Consider the following 15,833-nt stretch of genomic DNA (forward strand, 5'->3'; position numbering starts at 1 on the left):
CGGTCGGGGCGAGAGCGGGGTGAGATGTCAATATGAAAAAATTGGACATTGCCTTCGAAAAACCAGCATTAATCAGCGTCTTGGCTTTCTCGCTCTCTTTGCAGGGGTGCGTGAAAATTCAGGATAATGACGAAGCCACTTTCGCTCAAGCTGATATCGAAATGCCGGAAACAGCTAAATCCCTCCAATGGGCGCGCAACAGCTGTTCCAAAGATGACGATATCCCGTCAGAAATTATTGATGCGAGTCAGCTGCGAGGTGCATCCGCACTTGTTGCCAAAATTGAAACGATAGGCGAAGCAGATCCTATCATTGTACATGGTTCGTTTGTCGGTGAGGATTTTAGCGCTTTAAGTGATGGGCCTGCAGCAATTTGTTTCGTAGGAACGGACCTACAAAATACCAAATGGGATAAGGTGAATCTAACAAAGTTGCGGTTTATTGATGTCAACCTCAGCTCGGCGTCGTTCTATGAAGCGGTGCTCCCGGACATTTATTTTCACAATGTGAACCTCACCGAGGCTAGCTTCGGATCATCAAAACTGAAGAATGGAATCTTTGTCGGTGGTTGGCGCAATAGGCTCGGTGATACGAGCTTCCGCAATGCCGATCTCTCTGGCTTCACATTCTATTGTGGCCTGACAATGAACTCCAGATGCAGCAGCACAGGTGGAGTGGTGAATATGAGTGGTACCAACCTGACCGATAGCAACTTGTCATCATTCCCGAGCTTCGGTGCGGTCAAATATGATGGTGCTTTGGTCAACCGGACCAAACTCTCGCCCAGGGACATTCCATATTTCGAAAAGGCTCGGACCAACGGTCCAGTGATTCTTGAGAATGTGCATCCCAGAGCAGAGGTGCAAGCGCGGTTAACAGCAAGCGAATTTCGGCAGCTAATCGTCGAATCTGTCGAAGCCCGGATGGATTCCGAAGCAAGTGCCGTTCCCGGCTCAGACTGCAGCGAGGCTGCTAATTGCGTGATCGACGGATATCGAACACGAGCAAGCGAAGTGACTGGCTCATCAGGCGATCCGTTAAAATTGCAAGCAGGTGAAAGCATGGAATTCTATGAGGAGGTGCTGCCCTTGTCTGGCAAATTTCGACATTCGGATGTCTACCGTCGCATTCTTCCTGTACTCAAATCAGCGGCGTTTCAAAATGCTAAAATAACCAAGAATGAAGACGGCACGTACAGAGTCAGAGGTAACGCTGTCGGCGGGAACGGTCACCTGTGCGGCCTTATCGCCCATAGTCTGAAATTTGATCCCGGCTCGGGTTGGTTTTCTGGTCCACCCTATAACCCGGAAATTAACACTGATCAGGATTATTCTGTTCCGGTTCTGGGAATTGTCGGAAACTCTATGATCTTCCCATATTCGGGCAATGTCGCCCAAACGCCGGAACCCGCGCTAGATTATTACTGGTGCGGCGCTCGAGCAGGATTTAATACAATGAAGCGATTAGATCCTTAAGGTCGAGGATGTGCATGCCGATACATATCCTGAAAATCCAGGAATTCCCTCTCCCATAGGAAGAGGACGAATTCCCACGTTTCCAATCTCTTCATTGCGAGTGCAGCGCAGCGATCAAGAGCGGCTCGGGCTTTAAGTCGCGGATAACCGACTCACTGCGGGTATCAGCATCAGGCCGGACAGCAGTTTCTGGACCGGCCTGACGCGATCAACGGGAGAGTGTTGATCAAAATTTGAAAGCGGCTTCCACGAACAATTGCCGGCCGCGGTTCTGGGTGATCACCCGGTCATCGCCACCCGGTGGCAAGAAAGGGCGGTCGCCGGCGGTGTTGGCCCAGATTTCATCGGTCAGATTGACGCCGATCAGCGACAATTTCCATTTGTCATCCGGAGCACCGATCGAGACCGCAGCATCCAGCGTTACATAGCTGTCCTGGACATAATCGGTGAAATTATTGTTGCCGGCGAAATAGGACGAACTGTAGGCGGCATTGCCGTTCAGCCCGAGCTCGATCGCATCGCCCATCGGCACGGTCCAGTCAAAAGCGATATTGCCCGACCATTTCGGTGCGCGCGCGGCGGTCCGGCCGTTTATGTCAACGTCATCGGCATTGCCTGGGATACCATCCGGATCCTGCGAGATGAACGTGTCGGTGAACTTGGCATCGGTATAGCCGATTGCGCCGGAGAGGTTCAGTCCCTCGACCGGGGTGCGCCAGGACCAGTCGATATCGAAGCCCTTTGTGGTCAGCTCACCGGCGTTGATGGTCAGGAAACGCACCGCAGCACCGTCGAAATTCTGCACCTGCAGATCGTCGAAGACGAAATAGAAGGCTGCTGTATTGATCCGGAACGCACCGCCTGCCAGCAGGGCCTTCACCCCGACCTCGCCGCCCTTGGCTGTTTCGGAATCGTAGATGAGCGAATCCAGCGCCGCTTGCCGCGCAGCCTCGGGATCCGGATAGAGGGCGGGGAACATCTCGGCAAAGCCGGGCACCACCAGCTGGATCGATGCCGTCGGCAGGCTGCTGTTGTCGACCCCGCCCGACTTGAAGCCCGTCTTGTAGGAGGCATAGAGGTTGAGATCAGGGGTTGCCTGATATTTCAGCGTCACTTCCGGCGAGACATTGCTGTCGGAAAATTTGATTGCGCCGGTCTGGAAGCCTTCCGGGACGACAAAGCCGATCCCGCCGACGATACCGTTCAGAAAGGACAGGGCGTTGTGCAGAACCGGAAAGGAGGTTCTGTGAGTCTTTTGCTCGTCGGTCCAGCGAACGCCGCCGGACAGTTCCAGCTGGTCAGTGAGGTCCAGATTGACGCTGCCGAAAAAGGACAGGGCTTCGCTCTTGGTCGTGCGGTCCGCCACCCAGTCATAGGTAATCCCTCTGGAATCCGGGAATATGAACGAACCGATGAAGGCATTTTGCGATGTCTGCAAAGGCTGGCTGCGGCTTTCCCAGAAACCACCGACCATGAAGTTGAACATGCCGTCAAAATCGCTGGTCAGCCGGATTTCCTGGGTATGCTGTGTCAGCGCGTCGGAAAAGGGAGCGGGCAAGCCGGCGGGGTCGCCGTTCGGCAGAATGCCGACATAGCTGAAATGATCGAGATGTTCATTTTCCAGGTCGAGAAAACCACTCACCGTGGACAGGGTGAGCGTGTCGCTCAGCTCCAGATCCATCGCCAGGCGCACGAAGATGGTATCCGTTTCGTTATAGGATTGCCCGGTGTAGCGATCGGCCCCGGTAGTGCCGGGCGCTATCACCTGCAGCGCGGGATGACCGTCGGGATGGGGATAGAGACCGTCCTGGATGTCACAAGTCGCATTCGAGGCGATCGATACGCCCGGCAGCGCGAGGAACACATCATCGGCCACGCCATTGGCGCCGCAACTGATATCGGAATGGCCGAGCAGGCTGTCGCCCTCATTGCGGTTGTAATTGACCTTCAGATTGGCGGAAAAATTGTCGCTGGGATCCCATTGCAGGGTGACCCGGCCGACGAAATTCTTCAGGCCCTTGCCGGAGTCTGCGAAAACCGAAGGCGTCCCGGCTTCCAGTTCGACATATTTGTCGATATCCTGATATTGCGCGGCGACGCGAATACCCAGTGTGTTGCTGACCGGACCGGAAATATAGCCGCCCACCGTATAGCCTTGCTCCTCGAATTCATAGGAAGCCTTGCCACCAATCTCCCAGTCGGTGGTCGGATTGGCCGAGCGGACCGAGAATACACCCGCCGAGGCGCTTTTGCCGAAGAAGAGGGATTGCGGGCCTTTCAGAACATCGATTTGTTCAACATCGAAAAAGGATGCCTGGACCAGCCGCATGGTGCTGATCGACACGCCATCGAAATCAAAGGCGACAGCAGAATCGAAAGCGGCAGAAATATTGGTCGTGCCGACGCCGCGCAGACTGATCTGGCCGCCGGCACCGGAACCGCCGACCTGGACGTTCAGCGCCGGGATGCGACTGACCACATCGGCGACTTCGTTGACCTGGAATTTGTCGAGGGTTTCGCCGCCGATGGACGTTACCGTGACCGGTGTTTCCTGCAGCGTTTCATTCTGCTTGCGCGCGGTAACGATAATGATGTTGCTGCCGCTTTCTTCCGCGGTCAGATCCTGTGCCAGCGCTGGTGCACCATAGCCGGCCGTACCGATGGCAACCGCCGAACTCATCAGCGCGGTCATGATGGATTTGCGTGTAAAAAATAATCTGTTGTACCTTGATTCCTTCTTCATTTTCAGACTCCTCACCTGGTGCAGATAAAATAGTCCTCGTTGCCGTTCGCATATTCTCTTTTAATTTGGAATTGTGGGACCTCTTCTGCCCTTCGATAATGGGTGACGCTACGGAATAGGCTACTGGCTAAAGAATTAGGCCTTCGCGCGAAGTGGCATTCAGCGGTGATTTTGCGTCGATAAACCGGACAGGAGAGAGGGGCAATTACCGGCTTGTCCGGTCGGCTCCGCACCTGGAAAAGAGCGACGATCGGCCTCGCAAGGCCCGCCGACTCCATGGCATCACCGCAGGGCCACCCTGTCCCTTGGTACAGATTGTTCTCCTTGCCGGTCCGTTTTAGTGAAACAGGCTAGCGGAACGTCCCGGTTGGCTGAAAAGCCCGGAATCGTTCCATCACGGAATGGGGGGCATATGCACTTTACCGATATAGCGAACAATCTTCTGGCAATCGCCGCAAAGCGGAACCAGATATTTGGCGACGAAATCTCCGATCTCGGTGAAGATACCTGGCTGGTGCTGCTGAAATTATATGCCTGTCGGGATGCGGTTCCCCTTGTCCGGGAATCCTCGCTGGTGGAAGTGATGCGCTTTCCGACCAATCTCGACCGCATTCTTTCGGTACTGGCGCGGCAGGATCTGGTAACCGGAAATATCTCCGAGACCGGGGTGGACCGCAGCTTCAAGATAACCGGCAAGGCCGTGTCGACCATCGAAATGGTGCTGGATGTCGCGGCTGAACCGGCCGGCGCGACCGCCGAATATGAGGCCAGCGGCAAGAGAGCCTGAAATCGCGTTCCCGGAATTTGTCTTTAGTTTTCCAGTATATCACAAGTAAATTTTGACTTTTTGCTCCCGAAGGCTCACTATGCTCCGGGTTTTCGATGACGTGATATTGAAAGTCGTCACCATTGATATTTGTATCAATTGCAAAAGTGTTCAGGATGAAAAACGAAGATCAATTGTCCGGGTTCATCCAGGTGCTTCGCGATCTGCTGGTGCAACTGGACGAGCTTCAGTTGAGCGTTCCCGCGGTAAAGGTTGCCGAGGCCATCGATATTCTGACTCATTCCAGCCAGCAGAATATGTCCGACGACGCAGGCTGACGGGCTTCCTGTTCCCGCTCCCGGGACACCGTCACCGGATCGGGAAATCACCCCGCCCGGGGATGGGCATTCTGATAGACATCGAGCAAATGCGCGGCATCGACCGCGGTATAGACTTGCGTCGAGCTGAGGCTCGCGTGACCCAGCAATTCCTGCAGGCTGCGCAGGTCTGCGCCGCCTGCCAGAAGATGGGTGGCGAAACTGTGGCGCAGGGCGTGCGGCGTGGTGGTGTCGGCTATGCCGAGCCGGGTCCGCGCCTGCTGCACGACGCGGCGGATCATATTGGGCGATAGTGGCCCGCCGCGCTTGCCGCGGAATAGAGGTGATCCACTGATATCATCATGTTTGCAGCGCGCTATATCGGCAGCAATCGGATAGGGGCACAGGTCGACATAATGTTCGATCGCTTCGCGCACCTTGGGGAGCAGCGGCACGATCCTGGTCTTGCCGCGCTTGCCGGTGACCCTGAGCGTGTCGGACAGGGGCAGCGTGTCGCCGGTCAGACCGAGTGCCTCGCTAATCCGCAGGCCCGAACCGTAAAGCAGCAGCAACACCGCCCAGTCGCGCGCGCCGATCCAGTCCTCGCTGGCACTGTCCTGCGCGTCGCCGGCCAGGGCCAATATATCATCGGGCGAAGCCGGACGCGGGACGCCGCGCCTGACCTTGGGGCCTTTGATCTTCGGGATCTGTGCCTCGTCGCCGCCAACATGTTTCAGGAACGCGCGCAAGGCCGACAATTCCCGCGCCGCGCTGTTGTTGGTCAGGCCGTCTCCTCTGCGATAGGCGAGATAGGCGCGGATATCGGCCTGTGTCACCGCCTTGATTTCGTCCGCTGCGACACCGCCGCCAATATGCTCCATCAGGAACGCACAAAAGCGCTCCGCGGTGATCACATAAGCGCGCACCGTATGCGGCGACCGCCGCCGGTCATCGCGAAGATGGGCGGAGAAGGCGTTGATTATGTTGGTGGCGCTATCCATGGGGGGAATCTAGCAGACCCGGAATCAATCTCCAAACATCCTCTCCCATAGGGAGAATTTTGGCACGCCCAATTCAGTTTCCGTCATTGCGAGCGCAGCGAAGCAATCCAGAGCGGTGCGCGCCGCTCTGGATTGCTTCGTCGCATCCGCTCCTCGCAATGACGGCGAGGTCGGAGGCAGACATTTTCAAATGATTGTCCTGATTCGTATCCCTGCGCAGGCAGGGATCCATCTCCCGGATGATGATCTTGGCGCGAGCTGGAGATGGACCCCTGCCTGCGCAGGGGCACCAGACATCCTCTCCCTATGGGAGAGAATGAACGCAATGTGCTCCGCACTCGATGCGGAGCTCTGACGGCAAGAATTTGCACCGCCGAAATACTCCGCATCAAGTGCGGAGCACGCGCTTTACAACCGATATTCACCCGACAGGATCTTCGCATGTTCCGCCTTGGTCAGCGCGGCATAGCCCTCCACATCCGGCTTGCAGAACCAGATCGGGTCGGTGATCGCGTTGACGTCAAAACCTTCCTTGACCAGCTCGACCTTGCGATATTTGAACGTGCCGGTGGTCTGCGCCTCCGGCTCGATCCGGATGAACAGGGGTACCGCATAAGGCGGCATTTCCGCGGCCAGAAAGGCGCGCAGTCCGGATATGTCGAAATCATCCGCCACGGTCAGCGAGGCCATGCCGGCGCGGCCGTCGGTGCCGGGGACTTCGACACCATAGACATTTGCGGTTCTGATCCCGGGATATTGCGAGAGGATTTCGGAGACTTCATTGGTCGCGACATTTTCGCCTTTCCAGCGGAACGTGTCGCCGATCCGGTCCTTGAAATAGATATAGCCGGAGCGGTCGCGGCTCATCAGGTCGCCGGAGCGGAACCAAGCGTCGCCCTTTTCGAACACGTCGCGCAGGATTTTCTTCTCGGTCGCTTCCTTGTCCTGATAGCCGGAAAAATCGGACGGGCTGTCCTTGAAAATGCGCCCGATCAGCTCGCCCGCCTCATCCCAGTCCGCCTTGATGCAGAAGCCGTCCTCGCCACGTATCGGCTGTTCTTCGGCGATATCGAATTTCACGATCCTGGTGTCGCCGAACTGTTTCTCCAGATATTTCGGTATCCGGCCGACCGCGCCGATCTTGCCGTCAAAGTTCATCAGGAAGATATTGCCCTCGGTCGAACCATAGATTTCGAGCAGCTTGGGCACCTGGAAACGGTCGACAAATTGCTGCCAGATATCGGCGCGCAGGCCATTGCCGATGCCGACCCGGACCTTGTGCGCGCTTTGCTTGGGATGGTCGGGCTGGTTCAGCAGATAGCGGCACAGCTCGCCAATATAGACGACCACCGTCGCGCCATAATCGGCGGCGTCGTCCCAATATTGCGAGGCGGAGAATTTGCGCCGCAAGATCGCCGACGCGCCGCTCAGCAAGGCACCGCCCATGCCGATAAAGCCGCCGGTCACATGATAGAGCGGCAGGGTGATATAGATGCGGTCCTCGGGCGTCAGCGGGCAGGTCGAGATGGCAATGCGGAAGCTGCGCCGGGCGCGGGCATGGGAAATGCGCGCTGCCTTGGGCAGGCCGGTGGTGCCCGATGTATAGACATAGAGGAACAGGTCCCTGCCGGTCATATCGGCGCGGTGGCTCTGGTCCGGGCGATTATCGGGCAGGGCGGCCAACGCGCTGTTGAGGTCCTCACCAACCTCGCCGTCCCAGTCCCACAGCGCCGGTGCGCCTTCCAGTTGGTCCGCAATATACGACACCCGCGGCGCCAGATCGGCGGTGGTGATCACTGCTTTCGTGTCGACGATGTTCAGGCAGTGGGCGAGGCCGGCGCCCTCCAGATTGCTGTTGATCAGCGCGGTGACGATCCCCACCTTCGACAGGCCGAACCAGGTGGCGACAAAATCGGGCGCGTTTTCCATGAACAGGGCGACCGTGTCACCCGCCTTATAACCCTGCGCCAGCGCCCAGTGCGCGATCCGGTTGGCGCGTGCCTCAAACTCCGCATAGGTCACCGTGTCGCCTTCGAAATGAAAGGCGATATTGTCCGGATAGCGGTCGATCGTGGCCTCGATATCGTCCGTGATCAATAGGGGGGCGTCGGCGTCAATATCCTTGACCTGCGCCATCACATTTTTGAGCGACCGCGTGAAATGGACCTCGCGCTTGATGACGCTGAATATTCCCATGGCTTCTCTCTCCTCAGACCTGAAGCGAGTGTGACAGCTAAGCCGATAGATTTCAACGCCCCTTGAGCGATAGAAAATCGCGGATGATGTCAGATATCTGCGATGATCTTTGGCAGCAGCGCATCGAGCAGCGGCATGCCCCTGGGCGAGATTGTCAGCCGTCCCTGGTCCGCGTCGAGCAGACCCAATTGACCGAGGTGATCTACGGCTTTCTGGTCAACCATCTGCGCCGCCGCCAGTCCGGTCTTCCCTGCCAGCGCGTCCAAATCCACGCCCTCCGCCAGCCGAAGCCCCATCATCAGCGCTTCCATCGCCCGCGTCTCGGGCGACAGGGGCTGCTCGACCTTCAGCCCGTTGCCGTTGCGCTCTACCGCCGAGAGAAAATTCTCCGGCTTCTTGTGCCGCTCGGTCACTTGTTCAAGCCGCCGACCGTGCGCGCCGGGGCCGATGCCGACATAGTCTTCATAGCGCCAGTAGGTCAGATTGTGACGGCTTTCCTGACCGGTCTTGGCGTGATTGCTGATCTCGTAGGCGGGCAGGCCGGCTGCCGTCATAATGCTGCGGTTGAGTTCGAACAGATCGGCGCAATGGTCATCGTCGGCCGGGACCAGCTTGCCGGTCCGCACCAGCGTCTCGAACCGCGTGCCCGGCTCGATGGTCAGCTGATAAAGCGAGAGATGGCCGGTGCCGAAGCTTAGCGCGCGCTCCAGTTCTGTCTGCCAGTCGTCCAGGGACTGACCGGGACGGGCATAGATCAGATCAAAACTGACCCGGTCAAAAGCCTTTTGCGCGGTATCCAGTGCGGCGAGACCCTCGTCGACATCATGCGCGCGGCCGAGAAACTCAAGCGTCTGGTCGTCGAGCGACTGCAGACCGAGCGATACCCGGTTGACGCCGGCCTTGGCCAGATCGTGGAAATTTGCCGCCTCGACCGAGGACGGATTGGCTTCCAGTGTGATCTCGATATCGTCGGCAAAGCCCCAATGGCGTTCCGCCGCGGCGATCAGCGTCTCGACCAGCGCGGTCGGCATCAGCGAAGGCGTGCCGCCACCAAAGAAGATGCTCGACAGCATGCGTCCGGGCGTCAGCGCCGCTTCATGCGCCATATCGGCGAGCAGCGCGGCCTGCCAGACGGCTATATCCACCCGCTCGCGGACATGGCTGTTGAAGTCGCAATAGGGGCATTTGGAGACGCAGAACGGCCAGTGGATGTAGAGCGCCAGCGGTCCCGTAACGGACTTGTTAACCTCTGGCTTTCTATGGTCGGGATCATGCATAAGTTCCGCGCCCTTAGCCCTATCTTCGCGATCGCGCCACTATTAGCGGCCTGTTCCGTCATGCCGCCGCAGATTCCCTATCAGGACACGGCGGTCGAACGGTCCGTCCCGCCGCCGCCCGCACCGCGCGTCGCGGAAAACCGCGCGCCCCGCGCCGTGCCCGTTCCTGCGCCGCAAACCGCCAGCCCCCTGCAGCAGGTGATGATGCGCGCGCATAACCAGACCCGTGCCCGGGTCGGCGCGCCGGACCTGCAGTGGAGCGACCAGCTGGCCATGGATGCCGCCCTATATGCGCGATCCATGGCCCGGACCGGCAGATTCGGACATGACAGCCAGTCGGGGCGCAGTGAGCGACAGGGGGAAAATCTCTGGATGGGCACGCGCAACGCCTATGACCACAGGGCCATGATCAGCTCGTGGGTCGAGGAAGACCGCTATTTCAAGCCCGGCCGCTTCCCCGAGAACAGCACCACCGGCAACTGGAGCGACATCGGCCATTATACCCAGATCATCTGGCCGACGACCCGGCGCGTCGGCTGCGCCATGGCGAGCAGCGCGCATTGGGACTATCTGGTCTGTCGCTATAGCCCGGCGGGTAATGTCATGGGCAGGGATCCGTTGCGGGGGTAGGTTAACCCGTCATGCCAGCGAAGGCTGGCACCCAACCCGCCTATGTGAGTCTCACAACCCCTGGTTTAGGCCCCAGCCTTCGCTGGGGTGACAAGTCAAAAACAGCTCTCGACCAGTTTCCGGAACGCATCGGCCCGGTGGCTCATCGCCTGTTTCTGCGCCGGATCGAGTTCTGCAAATGTCTCGGTAAAACCAATCGGCTGGAACACCGGATCATAGCCGAAACCCAAAGTCCCGCGCGGTGGCCAGACGAGATTGCCCTGAACACGGCCCTCGAACACTTCCGAATGGCCATCCGGCCATGCCAGCGCCAATGTGCAGGCAAAATAGGCGCTGCGGTCGACGTCGGGGCCTTGCTCGGCCAGTTTTCCCTCGACCTTGCCCATCGCCATATACCAGTCGCGGCCGGGCTCGCCTTCAAACCATTGCCGTTCGGCCCAGTCGGCGGTGTAGACCCCCGGCTTGCCGTCCAGCGCCGCCACGCACAATCCGCTGTCATCGGCCAGCGCCACGCAACCCGAACCCTCTGCACTCGCGCGTGCCTTGAGCAGCGCGTTTTCGGCGAAGGTCGTCCCGGTTTCCTCCGGCTCGGGCAGATCGAGGTCACCCGCCGACACCGGTTCGATCCCGAAAGGTTCCAGCAACGCCCGAATTTCGCGGACCTTGCCCTGATTATGGCTGGCGATCACGAGGCGTCCGGGGGTGAGTTTGCGGTGGGTCATGGGCATTCGCTTTCCAGTCATCCTCTCCCATAGGGAGAGGCAAGTGAAACTTGCGAGCTTGCTCGCTAGTGGAACTCGGTGAGGGGCTGGAAACCTCGAAGGGATTAACCCCTCACCGACTGCGCCTAAGGCAATGAATTGCCAAGGCTTGTTGCCTCTCCCCATGGGAGAGGATCATATTCCGTTCGTGCTGAGCTTGTCGAAGCACCTCTCGAGGAGAAGTGCCCTTCGACAGGCTCAGGGCGAACGGTGGTTCTTGTAGTCAAATCCTAACCGACCGCCTTGTCCTGCGCCTCGAAAATCTGGCCGCAGCCGATTTTCGCCAGCCGCATCAGCCGCATAAGGCCTTCGTCGTCAAAGGTCTGACCCTCGGCAGTCGCCTGCGCCTCGGCGATATTGCCGTCGCCGGTCAGCACGAAATTGGCGTCGGCGCCGGCGTTGCTGTCCTCGTCATAGTCGAGGTCGAGAACCGGCGTGCCGTCAAAGATACCGCAGCTGATCGCCGCGATCTTCTGCTGGATCGGGTCTTCCTTGAGCACTTTCTGGTCGAGCAATCCGTTGACCGCCAGCCGCAGCGCCACCCAGGCGCCGCTGATCGAAGCGGTCCGCGTGCCGCCATCGGCCTGGATCACGTCACAATCGAGCGTGATCTGCCGCTCGCCGAGCTTCTTCAGATCGACGACGCTGCGTAAAGAGCGTCCGATAAGCCGCTGGATTTCCTGCGTTCTGCCCGACTGTTTGCCGCGCGCCGCTTCGCGCGATCCTCTTGTGTGGGTGGCGCGGGGCAGCATCGAATATTCGCCGGTAACCCAGCCGGTACCCTTGCCGCGCATCCATGGTGGCAGGCTCGTCTCGATGCTGGCGGTGCACAATACCCGCGTATCGCCAAAGCTGATCAGGCAGCTTCCTTCGGCATGTTTGGTAAATCCGGTTTCGATGGAAATGGCGCGCATTTCGTCCGGCGCACGGCCCGATGGTCGCATGATTGATTCTCCTGTGGCTTGGTTGAGGGTTGCTTAGAGAAAGACGCAAGCGGTTGCCACCCTATTCCTTTCCCGGAAAATGGTCATCATCCAGCCGTCATTGCGAGGAGCGAAGCGACGCGGCAATCCAGGGCGTTTGCGCGTGCCGCTCTGGATTGCTTCGCTCCGCTCGCAATGACGAGTGAAATTGTCATCCTCTCCCATAGGGAGAGGCAAGCAAGACTTCCCCGGATGCAATCCGGGGTTGGTCGCGCTCGGTGAGGGGTTATGCCCTCTCGGCAATCCAAACCCCTCACCGACCTGCGCTAGTCATTAAAGATGCCAAGCTGCGGTTGCCTCTCCCTATGGGAGAGGGTGAGGATTGCGTGATTTATGTGCTCCGCACTTGATGCGGAGCTCTGGCGGCTGGGAGCGCTATTCGCCGGACCAGCTCCGCATCAAGTGCGGAGCACACGACACTCAACTGCACGCTGGAAACATCGCTTTGGTTCACCTATCTATCACCCATGCCCAACACCCCGATCACCGAAATGACCACTCGCGCCCAGGACATTTTCCGCGTCATAGTCGAATCCTATCTCGACAGCGGCGCGCCTGTCGGGTCGCGGACCATTTCCAAGGCGCCGGGTCTGGAACTCTCGCCCGCCTCGATCCGCAATGTGATGCAGGATCTCGAAGAACTGGGCCTGCTCGCCGCGCCGCATACCAGCGCCGGGCGGATGCCGACCGAACTCGGCCTGCGGCTGTTTGTCGACGGTATGATGCAGGCGGCGGCCCCGACGCAGCAGGAACGCGACGCGATCGAGAGCCAGATTACCGAAAAGGGGCCGGTCGAGGATGCGCTGCGCGCGACGACCTCGATTCTGTCGGGCCTGTCCTCCTGCGCCGGTCTGGTGCTGGTGCCCAAGCGCGAGCCAAGGCTCAAACAGTTCAGTTTCGTCAAACTGTCCGAGGGGCAGGGGCTGGCGATCCTCGTGTCGCAGGATGGCGCTGTCGAAAACCGCGTGCTCGATCTGCCGCCGGGCGTGTCGGATTCCGCCTTGGTCGAGGCCGGCAACTATCTCACCGCGCGCTATGGCGGCATGACGCTCAGCCAGGCTCTCTCCACCGTCGACCGCGAGATCAGCGCCGGCGAGCTGGCGATCGACAAGGCTTCGGAAGATCTGGTCAAGGCCGGCATGGTCACCTGGAGCCGCGATCCGGCGGACCGGCCGGTGCTGATCGTGCGCGGTCAGGCGAACCTGCTGGAGGAAAGCAATCTGCAGGATCTCGACCGCGTACGGCGGCTGCTCGACGAGCTGGAGGGCAAGCAGGAAATCGCCCGCCTGCTTGACAATGCCCGCGACGCCGAGGCGGCGAAAATTTTTATCGGCGCGGAAAATAAATTATTCTCCCTTTCTGGTTCATCTGTGATAGCGGCGCCCTACAAAGACAGTGACGGACAGGTGGTCGGCGTGGTTGGCGTAATCGGCCCGACAAGGTTGAATTACGCGCGCGTCGTACCCATGGTAGACTTTACCGCGCAGAGCCTGTCGCGTTTGTTGACCAAATGATAGAAATTAGAGTGATTTAGAACATGAGCGATACCAAGCAGAATCCCGGACAAGACAATGGCGACGCCGCGGCCGCAGCCGAGCTGGATGGCGTGCCGGAGTCGATGAAAAGCGGCGGAGAAGGTGAATCTTCCCAGCCGGAAAATTCCGACAATCGGATCGAGGCGCTGGAGAATGAACTGGCCGAAGCCCAGCAGGCGGTTCTCTATGCCCAGGCCGAGACCCAGAATGTCCGCCGCCGCCTCGAAAAGGACGCGCAGGACGCCCGCGCTTATGCCGCTACCGGCTTTGCCCGCGACATGCTCTCGGTCATGGACAATATGAACCGCGCCCTCGAAGCCATTCCCGCCGAGGTCAAGGACGAGGAAAAGTGGAAGGGCCTGATCAACGGCATCGAAGCCACCGGCCGCGAGCTGCAATCCGTGTTCGAGAAAAACGGCATCAAGCGCGTCGCCTCGGTCGGCCTGCCGCTCGATCCCAACCAGCATCAGGCAATGGTCGAAATTCCCACCGCTGACAAAGAACCCGGCACGATCGTACAGGAAATGCAGGCCGGTTATATGATCAAGGATCGGCTGTTGCGGCCTGCGTTTGTGGGTGTGGCGAAGAAGCCGGAGGAATAGGCTCTTTCGTCCGGATGGGTCGAGCCTTCGCAGAAGACCTGACCATATCCCGTCATGCCAGCGCAGGCTGGCATCCAGCCCGCCTATGCAAGTCTCGCCACCCTCGGTTGAGGCCCCAGCCTTCGCTGGGGTGACGGTCGATTTAACGCACCTATTTAGACTCTGATAAAGCAGGCGGAATGACTTTTTCGGCTGAACATGCTATATTTCCATTTCGTTCCGTTGGCTGCCGCCAGCGTGATTTTCCTCTCCCGGAGGGAGAGGGCAACGAGACTTGGCAATTCATTGCCTAGGTCGTGGACTCATAAAATCTTAGCCAGAGTCTGGTTGACGCGAGTGCGACGGTGGCGAGGAAGTTTCTGGCGAGCTTGTCGAAGCGGGTGGCACATCTTCGGAAGTGCTTGAGTTTACAGAAGTATCTTTCGACCAGATTGCGCTGACGATATATGTTCGCGGCGACTGAGCGTTGTATCTTGCGATTGCGCTGGGTTGGGATATGGGCTGTGGCACCCATGGCCTCGACCTGTTCGACCAGGGCGCGGGCATCATAACCCCGGTCGGCGACGAGATGGCGTAGGCGTTTCAGGCTGGCGACCAGACCGGCGGCGGCCGCATGATCGGATATCTGGCCTTGCGACAGGGCGAGACGGATTGGCAAGCCCTCGGCATCGACCACGGCATGCAGCTTGGTACTCAGTCCCCCACGAGAGAGACCAATGGCGTGATCCGGGCCCCCTTTTTACCACCGCTGGAATGCTGGTGAGCGCGAATGATGGAACTGTCGATAAATGCCATGGATTCTGGCGAACCTGCTGCCAAGGCATTGAATATATTAATCCAAACACCAGCCTTCGCCCATCGGTTGAAGCGATTGTAGACCGTCGTGTACGGGCCATAGCGTGCCGGAAGGTCCCGCCAGGGCGAGCCCGTGCGCAAAATGTAAAAAATACCGTTTAGTACCCGCCGGTCATCCACCCGCGCCACGCCGCGCGGCTTGTTGGGCAATAGCGGAGCGATAATCGACCACTCCGCATCACTCAAATCAAATCGTGCCATGATACACCTCCTCTAAAGACAGTGAATCACATCTATTGCGCTATGGGAATCCCCTTTATGAGTACACAACCTAGTCGCAGTGGGTGAGGGGTTTAGACAGGCCATGAAGAAGCGCCTGACTCCAGTCGCAAGAAAACTCCGAAGAAACAGAACCGATGCAGAAGCTTTGCTCTGGTCGCGCCTTCGCAATCGCCAGCTCGAAAATACGAAATTTCGGTTTCAGGCCCCCTTTGATGACTATATAGCTGACTTTCTATGTCATTCGGCCAGCCTCATAATTGAACTGGACGGGGGTCAGCATGTCGACAGCCCTGAAGACAAGAATCGCGATGCTGTCATGGAGATCGCGGGCTATCGGGTGATCCGATTCTGGAACAGCGAGGTGTTTGAGAACCTGGAGGGCGTCCTTGAGGAAATTCGGCTGGCAATACTGGAGGGCAAAGAAGATCAACCCCTCACCGAGCGCGACTAGTTCGCTTCGCTCTCAAGTC

At 58.7% G+C, this 15,833-nt stretch carries 14 protein-coding genes; 7 read left to right on the forward strand and 7 right to left on the reverse strand.

The annotated features are described in order from the left end of the window. The first annotated feature begins 32 nt into the window (after positions 1-32). Positions 33-1,475 (forward strand): pentapeptide repeat-containing protein, encoded by a 1,443-nt coding sequence (locus CHN51_RS12315; protein WP_100094278.1) that lies wholly within the window; start codon positions 33-35, stop codon positions 1,473-1,475. Between the two features lie 226 nt (positions 1,476-1,701). On the opposite strand, the gene CHN51_RS12320 is transcribed toward CHN51_RS12315, so the two are convergent. Beyond that, a complete protein-coding gene (locus tag CHN51_RS12320; protein ID WP_100094279.1) occupies positions 1,702-4,218 on the reverse strand; it encodes a TonB-dependent receptor in 2,517 nt (838 codons plus the stop codon). Between the two features lie 412 nt (positions 4,219-4,630). On the opposite strand from CHN51_RS12320, the gene CHN51_RS12325 reads away from it, so the two are divergent. Both CHN51_RS12325 and CHN51_RS19785 read left to right on the forward strand, forming a co-directional pair. Then, a complete protein-coding gene (locus CHN51_RS12325; RefSeq protein WP_100094280.1) occupies positions 4,631-5,005 on the forward strand; it encodes a hypothetical protein in 375 nt (124 codons plus the stop codon). A 155-nt stretch (positions 5,006-5,160) separates the two neighbouring features. Further along, on the forward strand, positions 5,161-5,322 hold the full coding sequence (locus CHN51_RS19785; protein WP_164089158.1) for a hypothetical protein: 162 nt from the start codon (positions 5,161-5,163) through the stop codon (positions 5,320-5,322). 47 nt (positions 5,323-5,369) lie between these two features. Here CHN51_RS19785 and CHN51_RS12330 read toward each other — a convergent pair whose 3' ends face one another. From CHN51_RS12330 to hemW, 3 genes are all read right to left on the reverse strand, one after another. Continuing rightward, positions 5,370-6,302 (reverse strand): tyrosine recombinase XerC, encoded by a 933-nt coding sequence (locus CHN51_RS12330; protein ID WP_100094281.1) that lies wholly within the window; start codon positions 6,300-6,302, stop codon positions 5,370-5,372. A gap of 408 nt (positions 6,303-6,710) precedes the next feature. Then, entirely contained in the window at positions 6,711-8,498 is a 1,788-nt protein-coding gene (locus CHN51_RS12340) for a long-chain-acyl-CoA synthetase (RefSeq protein ID WP_100094283.1), read from the reverse strand. 89 nt (positions 8,499-8,587) lie between these two features. Next, positions 8,588-9,775: a radical SAM family heme chaperone HemW gene (gene hemW / locus CHN51_RS12345; RefSeq protein ID WP_100094284.1), complete on the reverse strand. Its 1,188-nt coding sequence runs from the start codon at positions 9,773-9,775 to the stop codon at positions 8,588-8,590. Here hemW and CHN51_RS12350 point away from each other — a divergent pair. Further along, the gene (locus tag CHN51_RS12350) at positions 9,770-10,405 is read left to right on the forward strand and encodes a CAP domain-containing protein (RefSeq protein ID WP_240616717.1); all 636 of its coding nucleotides are present in this window, start codon (positions 9,770-9,772) and stop codon (positions 10,403-10,405) included. The genes hemW and CHN51_RS12350 overlap by 6 nt on opposite strands. A 95-nt stretch (positions 10,406-10,500) precedes the next feature. Here CHN51_RS12350 and rdgB read toward each other — a convergent pair whose 3' ends face one another. Next, on the reverse strand, positions 10,501-11,127 hold the full coding sequence (rdgB, locus tag CHN51_RS12355; protein WP_100095618.1) for an RdgB/HAM1 family non-canonical purine NTP pyrophosphatase: 627 nt from the start codon (positions 11,125-11,127) through the stop codon (positions 10,501-10,503). Positions 11,128-11,396: 269 nt separating this feature from the next. Beyond that, positions 11,397-12,110 carry a ribonuclease PH gene (gene rph / locus CHN51_RS12360; protein WP_100094286.1) on the reverse strand — a complete coding sequence of 238 codons (714 nt, stop codon included), beginning with the start codon at positions 12,108-12,110 and terminating at the stop codon, positions 11,397-11,399. 506 nt (positions 12,111-12,616) lie between these two features. Here rph and hrcA point away from each other — a divergent pair. Together hrcA and grpE are read left to right on the forward strand one after the other, a co-directional pair. Next, entirely contained in the window at positions 12,617-13,663 is a 1,047-nt protein-coding gene (gene hrcA / locus CHN51_RS12365; RefSeq protein WP_100094287.1) for a heat-inducible transcriptional repressor HrcA, read from the forward strand. 23 nt (positions 13,664-13,686) lie between these two features. Beyond that, the gene (grpE, locus tag CHN51_RS12370) at positions 13,687-14,286 is read left to right on the forward strand and encodes a nucleotide exchange factor GrpE (RefSeq protein ID WP_100094288.1); all 600 of its coding nucleotides are present in this window, start codon (positions 13,687-13,689) and stop codon (positions 14,284-14,286) included. Between the two features lie 289 nt (positions 14,287-14,575). Here grpE and CHN51_RS12375 read toward each other — a convergent pair. After that, positions 14,576-15,342, reverse strand: a protein-coding gene (locus CHN51_RS12375) for an IS5 family transposase (protein WP_100093997.1) whose coding sequence is annotated in 2 segments (ribosomal slippage) — positions 14,576-15,018 and positions 15,018-15,342 — 768 coding nt in all. Because the reading frame shifts where the segments join, the coding sequence is not laid out codon by codon here. A 103-nt stretch (positions 15,343-15,445) separates the two neighbouring features. Between CHN51_RS12375 and CHN51_RS12380 the strand changes: the two genes are divergently transcribed. Next, complete coding sequence (locus CHN51_RS12380) at positions 15,446-15,814, forward strand: DUF559 domain-containing protein (RefSeq protein ID WP_100094289.1); 369 nt, start codon at positions 15,446-15,448, stop codon at positions 15,812-15,814. The last annotated feature ends 19 nt before the right edge of the window (positions 15,815-15,833 follow it).

Source organism: Sphingorhabdus sp. YGSMI21, from assembly GCF_002776575.1.
Classification (GTDB): domain Bacteria; phylum Pseudomonadota; class Alphaproteobacteria; order Sphingomonadales; family Sphingomonadaceae; genus Parasphingorhabdus.

What these genes read in the sequence shown, in the direction of transcription:
- CHN51_RS12315 (WP_100094278.1), top strand. Translation starts at nt 33, where the DNA reads ATGAAAAAATTGGACATTGCCTTCGAAAAACCAGCATTAATCAGCGTC.
- CHN51_RS12320 (WP_100094279.1), bottom strand. Translation starts at nt 4,218, where the DNA reads ATGAAGAAGGAATCAAGGTACAACAGATTATTTTTTACACGCAAATCC.
- CHN51_RS12325 (WP_100094280.1), top strand. Translation starts at nt 4,631, where the DNA reads ATGCACTTTACCGATATAGCGAACAATCTTCTGGCAATCGCCGCAAAG.
- CHN51_RS19785 (WP_164089158.1), top strand. Translation starts at nt 5,161, where the DNA reads ATGAAAAACGAAGATCAATTGTCCGGGTTCATCCAGGTGCTTCGCGAT.
- CHN51_RS12330 (WP_100094281.1), bottom strand. Translation starts at nt 6,302, where the DNA reads ATGGATAGCGCCACCAACATAATCAACGCCTTCTCCGCCCATCTTCGC.
- CHN51_RS12340 (WP_100094283.1), bottom strand. Translation starts at nt 8,498, where the DNA reads ATGGGAATATTCAGCGTCATCAAGCGCGAGGTCCATTTCACGCGGTCG.
- CHN51_RS12350 (WP_240616717.1), top strand. Translation starts at nt 9,770, where the DNA reads ATGCATAAGTTCCGCGCCCTTAGCCCTATCTTCGCGATCGCGCCACTA.
- hemW (WP_100094284.1), bottom strand. Translation starts at nt 9,775, where the DNA reads ATGCATGATCCCGACCATAGAAAGCCAGAGGTTAACAAGTCCGTTACG.
- rdgB (WP_100095618.1), bottom strand. Translation starts at nt 11,127, where the DNA reads ATGACCCACCGCAAACTCACCCCCGGACGCCTCGTGATCGCCAGCCAT.
- rph (WP_100094286.1), bottom strand. Translation starts at nt 12,110, where the DNA reads ATGCGACCATCGGGCCGTGCGCCGGACGAAATGCGCGCCATTTCCATC.
- hrcA (WP_100094287.1), top strand. Translation starts at nt 12,617, where the DNA reads ATGCCCAACACCCCGATCACCGAAATGACCACTCGCGCCCAGGACATT.
- grpE (WP_100094288.1), top strand. Translation starts at nt 13,687, where the DNA reads ATGAGCGATACCAAGCAGAATCCCGGACAAGACAATGGCGACGCCGCG.
- CHN51_RS12380 (WP_100094289.1), top strand. Translation starts at nt 15,446, where the DNA reads ATGAAGAAGCGCCTGACTCCAGTCGCAAGAAAACTCCGAAGAAACAGA.